Consider the following 19,740-nt stretch of genomic DNA (forward strand, 5'->3'; position numbering starts at 1 on the left):
AAGCCTATCGAGCTTGCCTCCGGCGGGCACCGGTCGCACCGCGGCGGCCGGTGACGGGCCGCGGCCTGCCAGACTGAACGGGCACACTGGACCGTGATGAGGTGCGCGGCGTCCGCGTCGCACCGGCACCCACCCCCGAAATCCGAAGAAAGAAAGACACAGGCGCGCCCATGGAGAGTTTGATCCTGTTCCTGCCGTTCCTGCTCATCATGGGCGGGTTCATGTATTTCGCGTCGCGGCGCCAGAAGCGCGCGATGCAGGCCACCATCGACCTGCACGAGTCGTTGAGCCCGGGCGACCGGGTGCACACCACGTCGGGCCTGCAGGCCACCGTCGTCGCGATCACCGATGACACCGTCGACCTCGAGATCTCCCCCGGCGTGGTGACCACCTGGATGAAGCTGGCGATCCGCGACCGCATCCTGCCCGACGACGACGAGGATCTGGTCGACGGGGACGAGCCCGCCGACGAGGGCTCGGTCGCCAAGGATTCCTGACGCCTAATACTTCGGGGGAGGGCGGCTTGCGCGACGGGCTCCTCGGGGCCACGTAGGCTTTTCTAGGCTCTGTCCGGGGTAAGTAACCGATTCTCGAGGAGATAGAAGGAACGTGGCATCGTCTTCGGCGCCGGTGCACCCTGCCCGCTACCTGTCGATCTTCTTGGTGTTGCTCATCGGCGTCTACCTGCTGGTGTTCCTCACCGGCGACAAGCGCGCCGCCCCCAAGCTCGGGATCGACCTGCAGGGCGGCACCCGCGTCACGCTGACCGCGCGCACCCCGGACGGCTCGCGCCCCAGCCGCGAGGCGCTGGCGCAGGCGCAGCAGATCATCGGCGCCCGCGTCAACGGGCTCGGCGTGTCCGGCTCGGAGGTCGTCGTCGACGGCGACAACCTGATCATCACGGTCCCCGGCAACGACGGCAACGAGGCCCGCAACCTGGGCCAGACGGCCCGGCTGTACATCCGTCCGGTGCTCAACTCGATGCCGGCCCAAAGCGCCGAGCCCAAGCCCCCGGCGCACCAGCCCGCACCCGGCCAGCCCGCGCCCGCAGAACCCGCGCCCGCAGAACCCGGGCCCAGCGGCCAACCCGCGCCGGGCCAGCCGGCCCCGCCCCCGGCCGGACAGCCCGCGCCGGGAGGCAAGCCGGGCGCCCAGCCCCGCCCCTACCCGCAGGATCCGCCGCCGGCGCCCACCCCCGCGCCTCCCGCTCCGGCTCCCGGGGCCCCGGCGCCCGCCCCGGCCACCCCGGCCCCCGGGGCGCCGCCGGCCGAGCAGCCCGCGTCGCCGGATCCGCGCAAGGACCTCGCCGAGCGCATCGCCGACGAGAAGAAGTGGCGGCAGAGCACCCGGCAGGGCATCCAGTTCCTGGCCCTGCAGTTCCAGGCGACGCGCTGCGACAAAGAAGACATCCTGGCCGGCAACGACGACCCCACCCAGCCGCTGATCACCTGCTCGACCGACCACAAGGTGGCCTATCTGCTCGGTCCGTCCATCATCAGCGGTGACCAGATCCAGGACGCCACCTCGAGCCAGAACCAGCGCGGCATCGGCTACGTCGTCGACCTTCAGTTCAAGTCCGCGGCGGCCAACACCTGGGCGGACTTCACCGCCGCCCATATCGGCACCCAGACCGCGTTCACGCTGGACTCGCAGGTCGTCAGCGCCCCGATGATCCAAGAAGCCATCCCCGGCGGCCGCACCCAGATCAGCGGCGGCGACCCGCCGTTCACCGCGGCGACCGCCAAGCAGCTGGCCAACGTCCTGAAATACGGTTCGTTGCCGCTGTCGTTCGAATCGTCGGAGGCCCAAACCGTCTCGGCGACACTGGGTTTGACGTCGCTGCGCGCGGGGTTGATCGCCGGCGCGATCGGCTTGGTCCTGGTGCTGCTGTATTCGCTGCTCTACTACCGGGTGCTGGGACTGCTCACGGCGCTGTCGCTGGCCGCTTCCGGCGCAATGGTTTTCGCGATCCTGGTGATCCTGGGTCGCCAGATCAACTACACCCTCGACCTGGCGGGCATCGCCGGTCTGATCATCGGTATCGGCACCACCGCGGACTCGTTCGTCGTCTTCTTCGAACGCATCAAAGACGAGATCCGCGAAGGGCGTTCGTTCCGGTCGGCGGTCCCGCGAGGGTGGACGCGGGCGCGCAAGACGATCGTGTCGGGCAACGCGGTCACCTTCCTGGCCGCCGCGGTGCTCTACGCGCTGGCGATCGGCCAGGTGAAGGGCTTCGCATTCACGTTGGGCCTCACCACGATCCTGGACCTGGTGGTGGTGTTCCTGGTGACGTGGCCGCTGGTCTACCTGGCCTCCAAGTCACCGACGTTGGCGAAGCCCGCATATAACGGCCTGGGCGCAATCCAGCAGGTCGCCCGCGAACGCCGGGGTTCGTCGCAGGTCACGACGGGACGGGGATGACGTGATGGCCTCCAATGACGCGACCGAGATCACCGAAACCTCGGCAGGCACAACCGAATTGACCGCCAGCGCCGCCGGCACCGCCGGGGCGCCGCACCACAGCTTCCTGTCGCGCCTCTACACCGGCACCGGCGCGTTCGAGGTGGTCGGACGGCGGCGGCTGTGGTTCGGCATCAGCGGCGCGATCGTCGCGGTCGCGCTGCTGTCCATCGTGTTGCGGGGCTTCAGCTTCGGCATCGACTTCAACGGCGGTACCACGGTGTCGATGCCCGCCAACGGGACGCACGGCACGGTGCACACCTCCCAGGTCCAGGACGTGTTCCGCAAGACCCTCGGCAACGATGCGGAATCGGTGGTCGTCGTCGGCAACGGCGCGGCGGCGACCGTGCAGATTCGCTCCGAGACGCTGTCCAACGACCAGACGACTAAGCTGCGCAACGCGTTGTTCGACGCGTTCGGGCCCAAGGGACCCGACGGCAAGCCCAGCAAGCAGGCCATCAGCGACTCGGCGGTCTCCGAGACCTGGGGCGACCAGATCACCATGAAGGCGCTGTTCGCGCTGGTGGTGTTCCTGGCGCTGGTCGGCGTGTACATCACGGTCCGCTACGAGCGCTACATGACGCTGGCCGCGATCGCGGCGATGTTCTTCGACCTGGCCGTGACGGCCGGGGTGTACTCGCTGGTGGGCTTTGAGGTCACCCCGGCCACCGTCATCGGCCTGCTGACGATCCTCGGTTTCTCCCTCTACGACACCGTCATCGTGTTCGACAAGGTCGAGGAGAACACCCACGGCTTCCAGCACAAACCCAAGCGCACCTTCGCCGAAGAGGCCAACCTGGCGATCAACCAGACGTTCATGCGGTCCATCAACACCAGCCTGATCGGCGTGCTGCCGGTGCTGGCGTTGATGGTGGTGGCGGTGTGGCTGTTGGGCGTCGGCACCCTGAAGGACCTGGCGCTGGTGCAGTTGATCGGCATCATCGTCGGCACCTACTCCTCGATCTTCTTCGCCACGCCGCTGCTGGTCAGCATGCGGGAACGCACCGAGTTGGTGCGCACCCACACCCGCCGCGTCCTGCGGCGGCGCGCCGGCGGTGCGCGCGCGGGTGCCGAGAACGCGCCGGACGCCGACGACGTCGCCGACGTCCCCGACGAGGATGCCAAGGCCGACGCCGCCGAATCGGCGTCGAGGCCGTCGGGGCCGTCCAAGCCCGCGCCGAGCAAGCCTGCGCCGGGGGCCCGTCCCGTGCGGCCGACCGGGACTCGTCGTCCCACCGGCAAGCGGAACGTCGGCCGGCGGTAGACGCGATGGCCACCAGGTACCGGGGAACTGGGGCCGATGGCGCGCTAACCGGCCGGCACAACATCGCGCTGTGGATCAGCGCCGGGCTGGCGGTGGCGCTGGTCGCGGGTTTCGTGGTGACCGCGTGCGCCGGTAGCGCCGCCTCCGAGGTCGATTACGTGGTCGACGGCCCGCTGGGCACCTACAACACCAACACCGTCGCCGGCGCCGCCTCGGCCGGCGCGCAGGCCTTCGCCCGCACGCTCACCGGGTTCAGCTACCACGGGCCGGGCGGGCAGATCGTCGCCGACCGCGACTTCGGCACCGTTTCGGTGGTCGGCGGCACGCCGCTGGTGCTGGACTACCAGATCGCCGACAACGCCGTCTACTCCGACGGCAAGCCGTTGACCTGCGACGACATCGTGCTCGCGTGGGCGGCCCAGTCCGGCCGCTTCCCGGAATTCGATGCGGCCACTCAGGGCGGCTATATCGACATCGCCAACGTCGAGTGCATCCCTGGGCAGAAGAAGGCGCGGGTGTCGTTCGTCCCGGACCGCGGCGTCGTCGACTACAACCAGCTGTTCACCGCGACCTCGTTGATGCCCTCGCACGTCATCGCCGACCAGCTCAACGTCGACGTGACCGCGGCGCTGCTCAGCCACAACGCGCCGCTGGTGCAGCAGATCGCGAAGCTGTGGAACACCATCTGGGACCTCAAACCCGGTGTCGACCTCAAGCGCTTTCCGTCGTCGGGGCCCTACAAGATCGGGTCCGTCCTGGAGGGCGGGGCGGTGGTGCTCGTCGCCAACGACCGGTGGTGGGGGCCGCGGGCCATCACCAAGCGGATCACGGTGTGGCCGCAGGGGCCCGACATCCAGGACCGGGTCAACAACCGCACCGTCGACGTGGTCGACGTCGCCGCGGGCTCGTCGGGAACGCTGGCCACGCCCGACAACTACGAGCGCTCGGATGCCCCGTCCGACGGCATCGAGCAGCTGTTCTTCGCCCCGCAGGGGCCGCTGGCGGCGCCCAAGGCGCGCCGGGCCGTCGCGCTGTGCACGCCGCGCGACGCGCTGGCCCACGACGCGGGGACGCCGATCGCCAATTCACGCCTCAGCCCGGCCGGCGACGACGCCGTCACCGCGGCCGACGGGGCCGCCGAGGCCGGCCCGTTCGGCAAGGCGGATCCGGTCGCCGCGCGCAACGCGCTGGGCGGTGCGCCGCTGGCGGTGCGGATCGGCTACCAGGGGCCCAACGCGCGGCTCGCGGTCAACGTGGGCGTCATCACCAAATCGTGCGCCGCGGCCGGGATCACGGTCACCGGCGTCACGCTGGACAGCTCGGGCCCGCGGGCGTTGCGGGACGGGAAGATCGACGCGTTGCTGGCCAGCACGGGCGGCGCGACCGGCAGCGGTTCGACGGGGTCCTCGGCGCTGGACGCGTACGCCCTGCACACCGGCAACGGCAACAACCTGTCCGGATACAGCAATCCCCAGGTCGACAGCGCGATCGGGGCGCTGGCGGTGTCCGCCGATGCCGCCGAGCGCGTCAGGCTGCTGGCCGAAACCGCGCCGATCCTGTGGGGCGACATGCCCACCCTGCCGCTGTACCGGCAGCAGCGCACGTTGCTGATGTCCAAGAAGATGTACGCGGTGAGCAACAACCCGACCCGGTGGGGTGTGGGCTGGAACATGGACCGATGGGCCCTGGTGCAGTGAGGTTGCCGTGACGAACGTGGGCGGGCGGACGCCCGTGGCGGAGCTCATCGCGTCGCTGACGCGCAAGGTGGCCGACTTCCCCAAGCCCGGGATCCAGTTCAAGGACCTCACCCCGGTGTTCGCCGACGCGACGGCGATGACGGCGATCACCGGAGCGGTGGCCGAGCTTGCGTCCGGCGCCGATCTGGTGGCCGGCATCGAGGCCCGGGGGTTTTTGGTGGCAGCGGCCGTCGCCGACCGGCTGGGCACGGGCGTGTTGGCCATCCGCAAGGCCGGGAAGTTGCCGCCGCCGGTGCACGCCGAGCGGTACGACCTGGAATACGGCACCGCCACGCTGGAGATCCCCGGCGAGGGCATTGACCTGCGCGGACGCAACGTGGTGATCGTCGACGACGTGCTGGCCACCGGCGGCACCCTGGCGGCGTCGGCCCGGCTGCTCGAGCGCGCCGGGGCGAACGTGGTGGCGGCGGCGGTGCTGTTCGAACTCGGTGGGCTGGGCGGCCGGGACGCGGTCGCGCCGCTGCCGGTGCACAGCCTGATGTGCGAGTAGCGCTCTCGCCTCCGGCGGCGGTGCGCGCCGCGACGGGGGTACCTCCCGGCCGCGGAGCGGCGACGGGGACGGCGCGAGAAGGAGCCGGGTCATCGGATCGAGAGGACGTATCCTCGAATTCGGAGGTGACCACACGTGGCGGATGACAACAGCGCGTCCCAGGCGCTCGACGCGCCCACCAAAGTCACGGAGCCGCCGGCCATCACGCAGCCCATGGAGGCGCCGGAGCCGCCGACCGAGTCCCTGAAGACGTCCAGCAGCGCGTCGCGGCGGGTCCGGGCGCGGCTGGCCCGGCGGATGACCGCGCAGCGCAGCACGCTCAACCCGGTGCTCGAACCGCTGGTGGCGGTGCACCGGGAGATCTACCCGAAGGCGAACGTGTCGATGCTGCAGCGCGCCTTCGAGGTCGCCGACCAGCGCCACGCCACCCAGTTGCGCCACTCGGGCGACCCGTACATCACCCACCCGCTGGCCGTCGCCACCATCCTGGCCGAATTGGGCATGGACACCACGACTTTGGTGGCCGCGCTGCTGCACGACACCGTCGAGGACACCGGCTACACCCTGGACGCCTTGAGCGAAGAATTCGGCGAAGAGGTCGGCCATCTCGTCGACGGTGTGACCAAGCTGGATCGGGTGGTGCTGGGCAGCGCCGCCGAGGGCGAGACGATCCGCAAGATGATCACCGCGATGGCGCGCGATCCCCGCGTGCTGGTGATCAAGGTGGCCGACCGGCTGCACAACATGCGCACCATGCGGTTCCTGCCGCCGGAGAAGCAGGCCCGCAAGGCCCGCGAGACGCTGGAAGTCATTGCGCCCCTTGCGCATCGGCTGGGTATGGCCAGCGTCAAGTGGGAGTTGGAAGACCTGTCGTTCGCGATCCTGCATCCCAAGAAGTACGAGGAGATCGTCCGGCTGGTCGCCGGGCGCGCGCCGTCGCGCGACACCTACCTGGCCAAGGTCCGCGCCGAGATCGTCAGCACGCTGGGCGCCTCGAAGATCAAGGCGACGGTGGAGGGCCGGCCCAAGCACTACTGGTCGATCTACCAGAAGATGATCGTCAAGGGCCGCGACTTCGACGACATCCACGACCTGGTCGGCATCCGCATCCTGTGCGACGAGATCCGGGACTGCTATGCCGCTGTGGGCGTGGTGCATTCGCTGTGGCAGCCGATGGCCGGCCGGTTCAAGGACTACATCGCCCAGCCCCGGTACGGCGTGTACCAGTCACTGCACACCACGGTCGTCGGCCCCGAGGGCAAGCCGCTGGAGGTGCAGATACGGACCCGCGACATGCACCGCACCGCCGAATACGGCATCGCCGCGCACTGGCGCTACAAGGAGGCCAAGGGACGCAACGGCGTTCCGCATCCGCACGCCGCCGCCGAGATCGACGACATGGCGTGGATGCGCCAGCTGCTCGACTGGCAACGGGAGGCCGCCGACCCCGGCGAATTCCTCGAATCGTTGCGGTATGACCTTGCGGTACAAGAGATCTTCGTCTTCACCCCCAAGGGCGACGTCATCACCCTGCCGACCGGCTCCACGCCGGTGGACTTCGCCTACGCCGTGCACACCGAGGTCGGCCACCGCTGCATCGGCGCCCGGGTCAACGGACGGCTGGTGGCTCTGGAACGCAAGCTGGAAAACGGGGAAGTCGTCGAGGTCTTCACGTCGAAGGCGGCCAACGCCGGGCCGTCGCGGGACTGGCAGCAGTTCGTGGTGTCGCCGCGCGCCAAGGCCAAGATCCGGCAGTGGTTCGCCAAGGAGCGCCGCGAGGAGGCGCTGGAGGCCGGTAAGGACGCGATGGCACGCGAGGTGCGTCGCGGGGGACTTCCGTTGCAGCGCTTGGTCAATGGCGAGACCCTGTCGGCGGTGGCCCGCGAGCTGCGCTACCTCGACGTGTCCGCCCTCTACACGGCGATCGGTGAGGGGCACGTGTCGGCCCGGCACGTCGTGCAGCGGCTGCTGGCCGAACTCGGCGGCATCGACCAGGCCGAAGAAGACCTCGCCGAACGGTCCACCCCGACGACCATGCTGCGGCGCCCGCGCAGCAGCGACGACGTCGGGGTCTCGGTCCCGGGTGCCCCGGGCGTGCTGACCAAGCTGGCGAAGTGCTGCACGCCGGTGCCCGGCGACCAGATCATGGGGTTCGTCACCCGCGGCGGCGGGGTCAGCGTGCACCGCACCGACTGCACCAACGCCGCCTCGCTGCAGCAGCAGTCCGAGCGCATCATCGAGGTGCACTGGGCGCCGTCGCCGTCGTCGGTGTTCCTGGTGGCCATTCAGGTCGAGGCGCTCGACCGGCACCGGCTGCTGTCGGACGTCACGCGCGTGCTGGCCGATGAGAAGGTCAACATCCTGTCCGCGTCTGTGACCACGTCCGGTGATCGAGTTGCCATCAGCCGGTTCACCTTTGAGATGGGTGACCCCAAGCACCTCGGCCACCTGCTGAACGTGGTGCGCAACGTCGAGGGCGTGTACGACGTCTACCGGGTGACGTCGGCGGCCTGAGCCCCGCTCGGACTCAGTCGAGCAGCACCGAGGTGATGGTGACCTCGGTCGCGGGTGCCCCGTCCTCGCCGCCGCCGGCGACGCCGGCCTTGGCGATCTTGTCCAGGGTGGCGAGCCCGTCGGGCTGGATGGTGCCGAACACGGTGTATTGCGGCGGCAGCTGGGAGTCCTTGTAGACCATGAAGAATTGGCTGCCGTTGGTGCCGGGCCCGGCGTTGGCCATGGCCAGGGTGCCGCGCGGGTAGAGGACGGGCTCCTGCGCCTTGGGGTCGTTCGGCGGGTACTGGTCGGTGGGGTATTCGTTGGCGAATTGGTAGCCCGGGCCGCCCGTGCCTTCGCCCTTGGGGTCGCCGCACTGCAAGACGCCCAGCCCCGGTGAGGTGGTCAGCCGGTGGCATTTGGTGTTGTCGAAGTATTTCTGGCCGACCAGGCTCGCGAAACTGTTGACGGTGCAAGGTGATTCGTTGTTGGCCAGCATCAGGCCGATGTGGCCCTGGTTGGTCACCATGCTGACGCTCACCTGCGCCGGATCGGTCGGCACCTTGCCGGTGCGCGGCGGCTTGACCTGCTTGGCCGCGGGCTCCGGCGTTGCCGGGTATTGACAGTTGGCGCCGACCTCGGCCGACGGCTTGAACGCCGGCAACGGCGGGGCGGACGGCGCGGGCCCGGCGGGCGTCGTGCTCTCCGGCGAGCTGCTGCTGGTCGTCGTCGCCGCGGTGTTGCTCTTGTGTTCGTGCTTGGTGTTGACGATCGTCAGGACCACCGCCACGACCACGGCCACGGCCACGATCGAGCCGGCCGCGATCAACACGATCCGGCGCATCTTGGCTTGCTTCGCGCGCCGCTCCAGCTGGCGTTCGAGCTTGCGTTTGGCGTTGGCACGTCGTTGTTCGTTGGTCGGCACGGCCGCTATGCCTCCATGATTGGATCGGAGCCCCATAAACCCGTGAGGTGGCCAGCTCAGGCTAATGTGGGCGCCGCGACTCGTGTCAAGTGGGCCCCATGGGAAAATGGGAACCGTGTTGATCACCGGATTTCCCGCCGGCATGTTGCAGTGCAACTGCTACGTGCTGGCCGAGCGGCCGGGAACGGACGCCGTCATCGTGGATCCGGGTCAGCGGGCGATGGCCCCGCTGCGGCGCATCCTGGACGAGAACCGGCTGACGCCGGCGGCGGTGCTGCTGACCCATGGGCACATCGACCACATGTGGTCGGCGCAGAAGGTTTCCGACACCTACGGGTGCCCGACCTACATCCATCCCGAGGACAGGTTCATGCTCAAAGACCCGATCTACGGCCTGGGCCCACGGCTGGCGCAGCTGGTGGCGGGCGCCTTCTGGCGGGAGCCCAAGCAGGTCGTCGAGCTCGACCGCGACGGCGACAAGCTCGACCTGGGCAGCGTGACGGTCAACGTCGACCACACCCCCGGGCACACGCGCGGATCGGTGGTGTTCCGGGTGACCGGGGACAAGGACTTGGTGTTCACCGGCGACACGCTGTTCGAGCGGTCGGTCGGGCGCACCGATCTGTTCGGCGGCAGCGGACGCGACCTGCTGACCTCGATCGTCGACAAACTCCTGGTGCTCGACGACGCGACGGTGGTGCTGCCGGGGCACGGCAACGCCACCACCATCGGCGCCGAGCGGCGCCTCAACCCCTTCCTCGAAGGCCTGTAACCGGTGGCGGAATTCTCTGCGCCCAAGGGCGTGCCCGACTACGTCCCGCCGGACTCGGCCCAGTTCGTCGCGGTGCGCGACGGACTGCTCGGGGCCGCCCGCCGTGCCGGCTACGGCGATATCGAGCTGCCCATTTTCGAGGACACCGCGCTGTTCGCCCGCGGCGTGGGCGAATCCACCGACGTGGTGTCCAAGGAGATGTACACGTTCGCCGACCGCGGCGACCGTTCGGTGACGCTGCGGCCCGAGGGGACCGCCGGCGTGGTCCGCGCCGTCATCGAACACGGCCTGGACCGCGGCGCGTTGCCCGTCAAACTCTGTTACGCGGGGCCGTTTTTCCGCTACGAACGCCCGCAGGCCGGCCGCTATCGCCAGCTGCAACAGGTCGGCGTGGAGGCGATCGGCGTTGACGACCCGGCCCTGGACGCCGAGGTCATCGCCGTGGCCGACGCGGGTTTTCGCTCCCTGGGGCTCGACGGCTTCCGGCTGGAGATCACCTCGCTCGGCGACGACAGCTGCCGACCGGCGTATCGAGAACTGTTGCAGGAGTTCCTGTTTGGGCTCTCGCTTGACGACGAGACGCGCCGGCGCGCCGAGATCAACCCGCTGCGCGTCCTCGACGACAAGCGACCCGAGGTGCGGGCCATGACGGCCGATGCGCCGGTGCTGCTCGACCACCTGTCCGATGCGGCCAAGCAGCACTTCGACACCGTCCTGGCGCATCTGGACGCGCTCGGGGTCCCCTACGTCATCAACCCGCGCATGGTGCGCGGGCTGGACTACTACACCAAGACCACGTTCGAGTTCGTGCACGACGGGTTGGGTGCGCAGTCGGGCATCGGCGGCGGGGGCCGCTACGACGGCCTGATGCGCGAGCTCGGCGGACAAGACCTGTCCGGCATCGGATTTGGGCTCGGCGTGGACCGGACACTGCTGGCGCTGCGGGCCGAGGGCAAGAGCGTGGGGACGGCGGCGCGCTGCGAGGTCTTCGGGGTGCCGTTGAGCGAGCAGGCCAAGCTGCGGCTGGCGGTGCTGGCCGGTCAACTGCGGTCCGCCGGGGTGCGCGTCGACCTGGCCTACGGCGACCGCGGGCTCAAGGGCGCGATGCGCGCGGCCGACCGGTCGGGCGCCCGGGTCGCCCTGGTGCTGGGCGACCGCGATATCGAGGCCGGCACGGTCGGGGTGAAGGACCTCGGGACGGGGGAGCAGTCGGCCGTCGCTTCGGAGACCGTTGTCGCCGACGTGCTTGCGCGGCTGGCCCGGTAGCCCGTTTCGGGCCTGGTAGGCGGTTTGTCGTTGCCTGTGGCATAGTCGAACGTATGTTCGATGAGGTGCGGCGGCGTGCGGTGATCGCGGAGCTTGATGAGCTCGTTGAGCGCTGTCATCCGTCGGCGACGCCGGAGTCGGCGGCGTTGTTGGAGCACCTCGGGGTTGTGGCGCGGGTGGAGAATCGGGCGGCCGCGGCGCAGTTGGTGGCGATCGGGGAGTTGTTTGCCTATCGGCTCTCGCGCTGTGCGGAGAGCGAGGAGTGGGCGGTGGACACCGAGGCGGCGGTGGCCGCCGAGGTGGGCGCGCAGTTGCGCATCGGCCAGGGCCTGGCGGCGAGTCGGGTGCGCTATGCCCGGGCGATGCGGGAGCGGTTGCCGCTGGTGGGGGCGGTGTTTGGCGCCGGGGATATCGATTATCGGATGTTTCAGACCATCGTGTTCCGCACCGATTTGATCGTCGATCCCGAGGTGCTGGGGGCGGTGGATGCGGTGTTGGCGGCCAATGTGGGCCGGTGGCCGTCGTTGAGTCAGGGCCGGTTGGCGGCCCAGGTCGACAAGGTCGTGGCCAAGGCTGATGTGGATGCGGTGCGGCGGCGCCAGGAGCGCGCGGCCGGCCGGCAGGTGTGGATGGCCGACATGGGTGATGGGCTGGCGCATCTGGAGGCCACCCTGTATGCCCCGGATGCCCACGCGCTGGATCGGCGCCTGGATGGGTTGGCGGCCACGGTGTGTGCGCATGACCCACGGACTCGGGAGCAGCGCCGCGCTGATGCGTTGGGGGCGTTGGCCGCCGACGCCGATCGGCTGGGGTGTCGCTGCGGGCGTGCGGATTGTGCGGCTGGGGGGCGGGCCGCGGGCCCGGTGACTGTCCATGTGATCGGCGAACACGCGGTGCTGGAGGGTCGCGCATCCACTCCGGGTGTCGAGGTCGGCGCCGAGGGATTGATCCCGCCGGAGGTGCTCGCCGAGCTGGCGGCCTCGGCGACACTGGTGCCGTTGACCCATCCCGCCGATGCGCCACCCGAGGCGGGGTATGTGCCCTCGCGGGCGCTGGCCGATTTTGTGCGGTGTCGGGATCTGACGTGTCGCTGGCCCGGCTGTGATCGCCCGGCCACCGCCTGCGATGTGGACCACACCATCCCCTACGCCGCCGGTGGCCCCACACACGCGTCGAACCTCAAGGCGCTGTGCCGTACGCATCATTTGGTGAAAACGTTTTGGGGCTGGCAGGAAAAGCAGCTGCCCGATGGCACGCTGATCTTCACCTCCCCGGCCGGGCACACCTATGTGACCACCCCGGGCAGCGCCCTGCTGTTTCCCAGCTTGTGCGCGGCCACCGGCGCGATCGCGGCCCCCGAAGCCGACCCGCCCCCGAACCACTGCGCCCAGCGCACCGCGATGATGCCCCAACGCCGCCGCACCCGCACCCAAGACCGCGCCACCCGCATCGCAACAGAACGCAAACACAACCGAACGGCTCGCCTGGCTGAAAGGCCTTCGTACGCTTGGTATTCCGAATCGACTCACGCCGTGGGGGACGGGGAGCCGCCGCCCTTCTAGCGCGCCGGCGCGGGCCGGCGCGGCCCGGTCATTTCTTGCTGGGAATGACGATCACCACGATCAGGGTGAGGATGGAGAAGAACAGTCCAAGGATTCCCCATCCCAGCGGATTGCGGCCCTTCATCATGGCGATGACGCCGCAGACTATTGCGGCGATGATGCTGCCGATCGCGACGAAAATCCCTTTGATGCCACGCAGAATGAAGCCGGCGGCGACGGGGTCCGAACTCGCCAGAACCATCGAATGCAACATGTCGGTCCCTCCTGCCGCCGGGCTTACAGCAATATTCCCCGCGGATAACCGCGGCGGACGGTGCGGTCGAGAATTCCCAGGGTCGCCCGCAGCGCGCCCTCGGACAGGATCGGGAAAATCCCGGCTTCCCGCCACTTGGGGTCGATGTTCGACCAGTCGTAGAACGAGGTGACCACGGTGGCCGTGGAGTCTTCGGTCGGCGCGAGCGCATAGCCGTACACATGGCCGATCGGTGGCTGGATCTGACCGAGCACTGTCCACGCGATGAGGCGGTCCTGCTCGAACTGCTTGATCTCGACGGTGACGTCGTACTTGCCCAATTGCGGAAAGTCGTTCAACGACTCGCGATCCATGTGCACGACGAAGCGGTCACCGACGCCGCGCACCGCATCGCCGTCGGCATCCTGGAGCATCCCGGACGAATCGATCGCCACGTGGCCCTGCGGGTCGCACAGCACGGCGAATATGTCCGACGCCGGTGCGGCGATGGTGCGGGAAGTCTCGATGCGTTCGGTCATAACTCCTCGCGGCTGACGTCCGGGGCGACGATCCGCAGCTTAGCCCCGCGAAGGGCGGCAGAAGCGGGCTAATGCGGTGAGTTGACCAGATAACACTGCACGCGGCGAACGGCGTCGTCCCGGTTGACGCCCATGTTCACCAGCCTCTCAACCACTTCGGCGGCCGGCACACCCGAAATGATGTCGTGGTCGATCACATGGACGCTGGGGAACCACACGTCTGCACTCACGCCCGGCGGCGGGGGCTTCGTGTCGCCTCCGACGCATTGGGCATAACCGACGGCGCCGGTTTCCGCGCCGGCCGGCGACGCCCCCATCAGCACAACGACGGGAATGCCAACCGCCGCCGCGACATGGATCAAACGCATGCGTGCAACACCCCGCCTTCGGTTCGGTCACCCGAAAATAATCTGGTTTGCTACCACGCACAAGGCCAAGCTTCGGCGGCGCAGCGGGGCGGATGGGCCACGGCACTTGACTGTATCTCGAACTGATGTTCGAATAGCGGGATGCGGTGGGCAAGCCAGGCCGTCGCGGTCAACGGGAAACCGGTCGAGGACGGGGCGCTGCCGGGGCTGCAACGCATCGGCTTCGTCCGCAGCGTGCGCTCGCCGCAGTTCGACGGCATCACCTTTCACGAGGTGCTGTGCAAGTCCGCGCTGAACAAGGTGCCCAACGCGTCGGCCCTGCCGTTCCGCTATACGGTCAACGGCTACCGCGGCTGCTCGCACGCCTGCCGGTACTGCTTCGCCCGGCCCACCCACGAATACCTGGAGTTGGACTGCGGCAACGACTTTGACACCCAGGTCGTCGTCAAGACCAACGTGGCCGAGGTGCTGCGTCGCGAGTTGCGCAGGCCGTCGTGGCAGCGCGAGACCGTCGCCCTGGGCACCAACACCGATCCCTACCAGCGGGCCGAGGGGCGCTACGCGTTGATGCCCGGCATCATCGGCGCCCTGGCCGAATCGGGCACCCCGCTCTCGATCCTGACCAAGGGCACCCTGCTGCGCCGCGACCTGCCGCTGATCGCCGACGCCGCGGCGCAGGTCCCGGTGTCGGTCGCGGTGTCGCTGGCGGTCGGGGATGCCGAGCTGCACCGCGACGTCGAGCCCGGCACGCCCACGCCACAGGCGCGGCTCGGCCTGATCGGCGCGATCACCGCCGCCGGGCTGAACTGCCACGTGATGGTCGCGCCGGTGCTGCCGTATCTCACCGATTCCGCCGAGCATCTCGACGCGCTGCTCGGCCAGATCGCGGCGGCCGGCGCCGGCAGCGTGACGGTTTTCGGCCTGCACCTGCGCAGCTCGACCCGCGGATGGTTCATGTCGTGGCTGGCGCGCTCGCATCCCGAACTGGTCGGCCGCTATCGCGAGCTGTACCGGCGGGGCGCCTACCTGCCGCAGGGTTATCGCGACATGCTACGGGAGCGCGCCGCCCCGCTGATCGCCAAGTACCGGCTCGCCGGCGATCATCGCCCGTTCTCCCAAGCGGTTTCGGCCGAAACGCCGCAACCCGTTCAGGAGACGTTGTTTTGAGCTAGCTTTTGTCGCGGCGCGGCTTGGTCAGGGTGAATTCGTCGATCACGACCATGTCGCCCAGCGGGCCCCGCAACGCGTAATGCGTCGCCTTGATCGAGGTATTGCCGCCGGGGCGGCCCGGGTCGACGTCGAAAGCCGCGAAGCCGTAAGGGTTGTCGCGGTCGCGGAACGCCGACCACGGCGCGTCCTCGAGGACGTAGATCGGCGCCTTGCGCCGCAGCCCGGGGTCGAACCCCCCCACGCCGGTGACCACCCGGCACCGGGGTTCGGGAAAGAACATCGCGTTGCTCGGCGCCGAGGTGCCGCCGCCGCCGATGACCAGATGCACCGTGCCCCGGGTGGAGTCGATGAGATCGCTTCGGGTGTCGACGGGGATCGGCGTGCGGGTGTCGGTCCCCAGCGCGCCCCGCACGGGATGCGAGCGTTCGTAGTGGTGCTCGTGGCCGCACAACACCAGGTCCACCTGGTACTGGTCGAACAGCGGCAGCCATTCCTCCCGGATGCCCAGGTCGGCCCCGTTGGTCTTGTCGGCGGTGGAGATCGCCGTCTGGTGCATGCACACGACCACCCAGTCGATATTCGGGTCGCTCCGGGACGCGGCGAGTTCGCTTGCCAGCCAGCGCCTTTGCTCTCCGCCGGAGTAGCCGTGCACGTAGGAGTTGCCACCGTCCTGGTAGGCCACGTCGTCGTTGGCCAGGCTGATCACCCGCACCGATCCGGCGGTGAACGAGTACCACAGGCCGCGGGTCTGGGGGCTGGACCCGGAATCGGGCACCGCGAAGTAGGTCTGATAAGCGCCGTAACCGATCGGCCCGTTGCCCAATTCGTTCTCATGGTTGCCGGCCGCCGGCATCCAGGGCCGGTGGCGGGCCGAGCGGGTGTTGTTGTCGAACCAGTTCGACCAGGTCCGGATCCGGTTCTGGGCCAGGTTGGCGTAGCACAGGTCGCCGTTGACCAGGTTGAACAGCGGGCCGAGGCGCTCGATGGCCATGGTGGTGTCGGCGGCCGCCGGCGAGCCGATGTTGTCGGTCGCATAGCGGCCGTCGGGCATCTTGGCCAGAGCCGGCGTGGACTGGTCGCCGAAGCTGGTGAACCGCAAGGGCTTTCGGCCCGACGGCGCCGTTCGTACGGTGCCCTGTTCCGGTTCGGCTCCGTCGTGCACCGCGGCGTACACGTAGTCGGTGTCCGGGGTCAGGTCGGTCAGCCGGGCGTGGTTGACTCGAACTTCGGTGCCCGACTTGGCGTCCCGGTACGTGCGGGTCTCGGCGGCCACGGTGCGGCCGAAGCCGGATGTCGGTGTACCGAGCAGGACGCGCGGATTGCGGACGGCGTCGGTGGTGTGCCAGGACACCACCACCTCGGTGGCGGCGTCCCTGCCGAATTGCAGGTGCAGCCCGCCGATCGGTGGCGCGCCGTTGCGGTCGGACTGCAGCCAGGCCGCGGGCCCGCGGGGGCCGGCGGGCTGCGACCACAGCAGCGCGGCGCCGCCCACCCCGACGCCGCCGAGAACCGCGGAGGCCGCACTCGATGTGAGTAACCGGCGGCGGCTGATGCCGGCATGTTCCGAATCGTCGCTCACTCCTGCTTCATACCGCAGCCGCGCGACCTGAAGGTGAACGCCCCGCGTGGTAGAGGCCGTTTCCCGGATACGGCGGTAACGGATTCGGTAGCGTTTGAGATATGACGAACGTGCGAATAGCGACCACGGGGATCGCGGCGGCGACGTTTGCCGCGGCCGCTGCGATGATTGCGACGCCCGCCACCTCCCACGCGGATCCCGCCGGCCACCAGGTGACGTACACGATCACCGCCACCGGCAACCTGACCGGCAACGTCAGGTACATGAACAGCGATCCGCCCAGCCAGGCGGCCTTCAACTCGAACTCGTCGCAGTTCCTGAACACCGTGCAGACGGCGTTCACCGCCGGGCAGCCGCTCGTCTACAACGCCACCCTGGCGGACCCCAACCAGTGGGCGTTCGTCAACGCCAGCGGTGGATGCCACTGGCCGGACTGCGACTCGTCGAACATGCCGCAGATTCAGTGCCAGATCGCGGTGGACGGCCAGGTCGTGGTGACCCAGAGCGCCACCACCGGAGTCACCTGCTCGACGCGTCCCTGGTAGCCACGACGACGACCTCGGCGGGTTCGGCGCCGACGGCCCCGACCTGGTGGCCGATCGAGGCGTCGAAATAGGCGCTGTCGCCGGGCCCGAGGGTGAACGTCTGATCCCCGTAGTCGAGCTCGACGGTCCCGGCGTGCACGAACAGGAATTCCTGACCCGTGTGCTCGGGATGGGGGTCGTCGGCCGGCCTCTCGGTCGGGCGAACCACGAACGGCGACATCGACTTTCCCAGCACCGACGAGGCCAGCACCCGGTAGCGCTCACCCTCCGCACTGGCGGCCCGTTCGACGGTGATCTTCTCGTGGGCCGCCTCCTCGGAGAACAGCCGCCCGACGTCGACGTCCAGCGCCTTGGCGACCTTGAGGGCGACCGCGATCGACGGCGTGCTGCGCCGGCGTTCGATCTTGGACAGGTAGCTCTTGGTCAGCCCGGTCTGCTGGGCGAGGGCCTCGAGAGTGAGGCCGCGTTGCTTGCGGACCGCGCGCAGCAGTGCCGTCACCGGCCGCCCCTCTCATGACACAAGGTTTCCTATAGTGATACTATCGTGTCATATCGCCGAGGGAGCCCGTTATGGCCAGCACGTTCACCGATTCGAAATCCGACTTGATGCGCCGCGCGGCCGAGCAGTTGACGGCCCTTCAATCCAAGGACGCCGCCGATGCGCCGCTGACCACCCGCCAGAAGCTCGCCCTGACGTGCCGCGCCCTGTTCGACGCCGGGCACGATTCCGGGTTGGCCGGGCAGATCACCGCCCGCGCCGAGCGGGACGGCACCTACTACACCCAGCGGCTCGGTCTGGGCTTCGACGAGATCACCGACGCCAACCTGCTTTTGGTCGACGAGGACCTCAACGTCCTTGAGGGAGACGGAATCGCCAACCCCGCCAACCGCTTTCACAGCTGGATCTATCGCGCCCGCCCCGATGTGCAATGCATCGTGCACACGCACGCGTTCCACGTGGCCGCGCTGTCGATGCTGGAAGTTCCGCTGATCGTGTCCCACATGGACACCACGCCGCTCTACGGCGACTGCGCGTTCCTGGAGAAATGGCCCGGCGTGCCGGTCGGCAACGAGGAGGGGGAGATCATCTCCGCCGCGCTGGGGGACAAGAAGGCGGTCCTGCTGGCCCACCACGGCCACGTCATCGCCGGCGCCAGCGTCGAGGAGGCGTGCTCGTTGGGCATCCTCATCGAGCGCGCCGCGAAACTGCAGCTGGCCGCGATGGCCGCCGGCACCGTCAAAGAGCTACCCGAGGAGCTGGCCCGCGAGGCCCACGACTGGACACTGTCGCCGCAGCGCAGCCGCGCCAACTTCGCCTACTACGCCCGCCGGGCCCTGGCCCGGCACCCGGACGCGCTGACCAGCTAACCCGTTATCCGCCAACCGAATCCGAGGAGCCCGCCTGTGGCGCAAACGTCCGAGCCCAAGATCCACGGCATCATCGCCTACCCGGTAACGCCGTTCTCTGGGGACGGCATCGACACGAAACGCCTTGCGGCGCTGGTCGATCGGCTGGTGTCGGCCGGCGTTCATGCGATCGCACCGCTGGGCAGCACCGGCGAACTCGCCTATCTCGACGAACCCGAATTCGACACCGTGGTCGACACCACCATCGCCACCGTCGCGGGCCGGGTGCCGGTGGTGGTCGGTGTGTCGGATGTGACCACCGCCAAGACCATTCGGCGCGCCACCTACGCGCAGCAGGCCGGGGCCGACGCCGTGATGATCCTGCCGGTGTCCTACTGGAAGCTGACCGAGCGGGAGATCTTCCAGCACTACCGCAGCATCAGCGATGCCATCTCGATCCCGATCATGGCCTACAACAACCCGGCCACCAGCGGCGTCGACATGCCGCCCGAGTTGCTGGTGCGCATGTTCGAATCCATCGACAACGTGACCATGGTCAAGGAGTCCACCGGCGACCTGACCCGCATGCAGCGCATCGCCGAACTGTCCGGCAATCGGCTGCCCTTCTACAACGGCAGCAACCCGCTGGTGCTCGACGCGCTGAAGGCCGGGGCGTCCGGATGGTGCACGGCCGCACCGTGTTTGCGGCCGCAGCCCTGCATCGACCTCTACGAGGCGGTGCGCGCGAACGACCTCGACACGGCGCAGAAGCTCTATGACGACCTCAAGCCGCTGCTCACCTTCATCGTCGCGGGCGGGCTGGCCACCACCGTCAAGGCCGGCCTGGAGCTGCTCGACTTCCCGGTCGGGGATCCGCGCGCGCCACTGTTGCCGCTCGACGAGGCCGGCCGGGGCGAACTGAAAGGCCTACTGGCTTAGCCCGATTGGGCTAGCCCGATTGCCCTACTCCT

19 protein-coding genes are annotated in these 19,740 nt (G+C 69.0%); 13 read left to right on the forward strand and 6 right to left on the reverse strand.

The annotated features are described in order from the left end of the window. Positions 1 to 170: 170 nt before the first annotated feature. The 6 genes from yajC to QGN31_RS09210 all read left to right on the forward strand — a co-directional run bounded on the left by yajC (position 171) and on the right by QGN31_RS09210 (position 8,485). Positions 171 to 497 (forward strand): preprotein translocase subunit YajC, encoded by a 327-nt coding sequence (gene yajC / locus QGN31_RS09185; RefSeq protein ID WP_008258310.1) that lies wholly within the window; start codon positions 171 to 173, stop codon positions 495 to 497. A 112-nt stretch (positions 498 to 609) separates the two neighbouring features. Further along, positions 610 to 2,421 (forward strand): protein translocase subunit SecD, encoded by a 1,812-nt coding sequence (gene secD / locus QGN31_RS09190; RefSeq protein WP_014942504.1) that lies wholly within the window; start codon positions 610 to 612, stop codon positions 2,419 to 2,421. Between the two features lie 4 nt (positions 2,422 to 2,425). Beyond that, positions 2,426 to 3,724, forward strand: a complete 1,299-nt coding sequence (gene secF / locus QGN31_RS09195) for a protein translocase subunit SecF (RefSeq protein WP_038538709.1) — start codon at positions 2,426 to 2,428, stop codon at positions 3,722 to 3,724. A gap of 5 nt (positions 3,725 to 3,729) precedes the next feature. Then, positions 3,730 to 5,421, forward strand: coding sequence for an ABC transporter substrate-binding protein (locus QGN31_RS09200; protein ID WP_014942503.1), 1,692 nt, complete (start codon positions 3,730 to 3,732; stop codon positions 5,419 to 5,421). A 7-nt stretch (positions 5,422 to 5,428) separates the two neighbouring features. Then, positions 5,429 to 5,971: an adenine phosphoribosyltransferase gene (locus QGN31_RS09205; protein WP_041785094.1), complete on the forward strand. Its 543-nt coding sequence runs from the start codon at positions 5,429 to 5,431 to the stop codon at positions 5,969 to 5,971. Between the two features lie 201 nt (positions 5,972 to 6,172). Beyond that, complete coding sequence (locus tag QGN31_RS09210) at positions 6,173 to 8,485, forward strand: RelA/SpoT family protein (protein WP_373307917.1); 2,313 nt, start codon at positions 6,173 to 6,175, stop codon at positions 8,483 to 8,485. Between the two features lie 13 nt (positions 8,486 to 8,498). Here the strand turns inward: QGN31_RS09210 and QGN31_RS09215 are convergent, their stop codons facing one another. Then, a complete protein-coding gene (locus QGN31_RS09215; protein ID WP_014942501.1) occupies positions 8,499 to 9,389 on the reverse strand; it encodes a peptidylprolyl isomerase in 891 nt (296 codons plus the stop codon). Between the two features lie 115 nt (positions 9,390 to 9,504). Between QGN31_RS09215 and QGN31_RS09220 the strand changes: the two genes are divergently transcribed. Genes QGN31_RS09220 through QGN31_RS09230 form a run of 3 tightly spaced genes read left to right on the forward strand, consistent with a single transcriptional unit; the run spans position 9,505 to position 12,989 of the window. Next, complete coding sequence (locus QGN31_RS09220) at positions 9,505 to 10,161, forward strand: MBL fold metallo-hydrolase (protein WP_009954373.1); 657 nt, start codon at positions 9,505 to 9,507, stop codon at positions 10,159 to 10,161. Positions 10,162 to 10,164: 3 nt separating this feature from the next. Beyond that, positions 10,165 to 11,427, forward strand: coding sequence for a histidine--tRNA ligase (gene hisS, locus QGN31_RS09225; protein WP_014942499.1), 1,263 nt, complete (start codon positions 10,165 to 10,167; stop codon positions 11,425 to 11,427). A 53-nt stretch (positions 11,428 to 11,480) separates the two neighbouring features. Next, a complete protein-coding gene (locus QGN31_RS09230) occupies positions 11,481 to 12,989 on the forward strand; it encodes an HNH endonuclease signature motif containing protein (RefSeq protein ID WP_014942498.1) in 1,509 nt (502 codons plus the stop codon). A 28-nt stretch (positions 12,990 to 13,017) separates the two neighbouring features. On the opposite strand, the gene QGN31_RS09235 is transcribed toward QGN31_RS09230, so the two are convergent. The 3 genes from QGN31_RS09235 to QGN31_RS09245 form a co-directional block, all read right to left on the reverse strand. Then, positions 13,018 to 13,242, reverse strand: a complete 225-nt coding sequence (locus QGN31_RS09235) for a hypothetical protein (RefSeq protein ID WP_008258295.1) — start codon at positions 13,240 to 13,242, stop codon at positions 13,018 to 13,020. Between the two features lie 23 nt (positions 13,243 to 13,265). Beyond that, complete coding sequence (locus QGN31_RS09240) at positions 13,266 to 13,760, reverse strand: SRPBCC family protein (RefSeq protein ID WP_014942497.1); 495 nt, start codon at positions 13,758 to 13,760, stop codon at positions 13,266 to 13,268. Positions 13,761 to 13,828: 68 nt separating this feature from the next. Next, positions 13,829 to 14,128, reverse strand: a complete 300-nt coding sequence (locus QGN31_RS09245) for a hypothetical protein (RefSeq protein WP_014385295.1) — start codon at positions 14,126 to 14,128, stop codon at positions 13,829 to 13,831. 141 nt (positions 14,129 to 14,269) lie between these two features. Between QGN31_RS09245 and QGN31_RS09250 the strand changes: the two genes are divergently transcribed. Further along, a complete protein-coding gene (locus QGN31_RS09250) occupies positions 14,270 to 15,295 on the forward strand; it encodes an Rv2578c family radical SAM protein (RefSeq protein ID WP_008258292.1) in 1,026 nt (341 codons plus the stop codon). Between the two features lies 1 nt (position 15,296). Here QGN31_RS09250 and QGN31_RS09255 read toward each other — a convergent pair whose 3' ends face one another. Next, positions 15,297 to 16,877 carry a purple acid phosphatase family protein gene (locus QGN31_RS09255; protein ID WP_014942496.1) on the reverse strand — a complete coding sequence of 527 codons (1,581 nt, stop codon included), beginning with the start codon at positions 16,875 to 16,877 and terminating at the stop codon, positions 15,297 to 15,299. 101 nt (positions 16,878 to 16,978) lie between these two features. Here QGN31_RS09255 and QGN31_RS09260 point away from each other — a divergent pair, with 101 nt between their 5' ends. Continuing rightward, the gene (locus QGN31_RS09260; RefSeq protein ID WP_008258290.1) at positions 16,979 to 17,422 is read left to right on the forward strand and encodes a hypothetical protein; all 444 of its coding nucleotides are present in this window, start codon (positions 16,979 to 16,981) and stop codon (positions 17,420 to 17,422) included. Here the strand turns inward: QGN31_RS09260 and QGN31_RS09265 are convergent. Then, positions 17,397 to 17,921 carry a helix-turn-helix domain-containing protein gene (locus QGN31_RS09265; RefSeq protein WP_014942495.1) on the reverse strand — a complete coding sequence of 175 codons (525 nt, stop codon included), beginning with the start codon at positions 17,919 to 17,921 and terminating at the stop codon, positions 17,397 to 17,399. The genes QGN31_RS09260 and QGN31_RS09265 overlap by 26 nt on opposite strands. 71 nt (positions 17,922 to 17,992) lie before the next feature. On the opposite strand from QGN31_RS09265, the gene QGN31_RS09270 reads away from it, so the two are divergent. Next, positions 17,993 to 18,790: an aldolase gene (locus tag QGN31_RS09270; protein ID WP_008258286.1), complete on the forward strand. Its 798-nt coding sequence runs from the start codon at positions 17,993 to 17,995 to the stop codon at positions 18,788 to 18,790. Between the two features lie 36 nt (positions 18,791 to 18,826). Next, positions 18,827 to 19,708, forward strand: a complete 882-nt coding sequence (locus tag QGN31_RS09275; protein ID WP_009957662.1) for a dihydrodipicolinate synthase family protein — start codon at positions 18,827 to 18,829, stop codon at positions 19,706 to 19,708. Positions 19,709 to 19,740: the final 32 nt, after the last annotated feature.

This window comes from Mycobacterium sp. 2-64 (assembly GCF_035918375.1).
GTDB classification, from domain to species: Bacteria; Actinomycetota; Actinomycetes; order Mycobacteriales; family Mycobacteriaceae; genus Mycobacterium; species Mycobacterium intracellulare.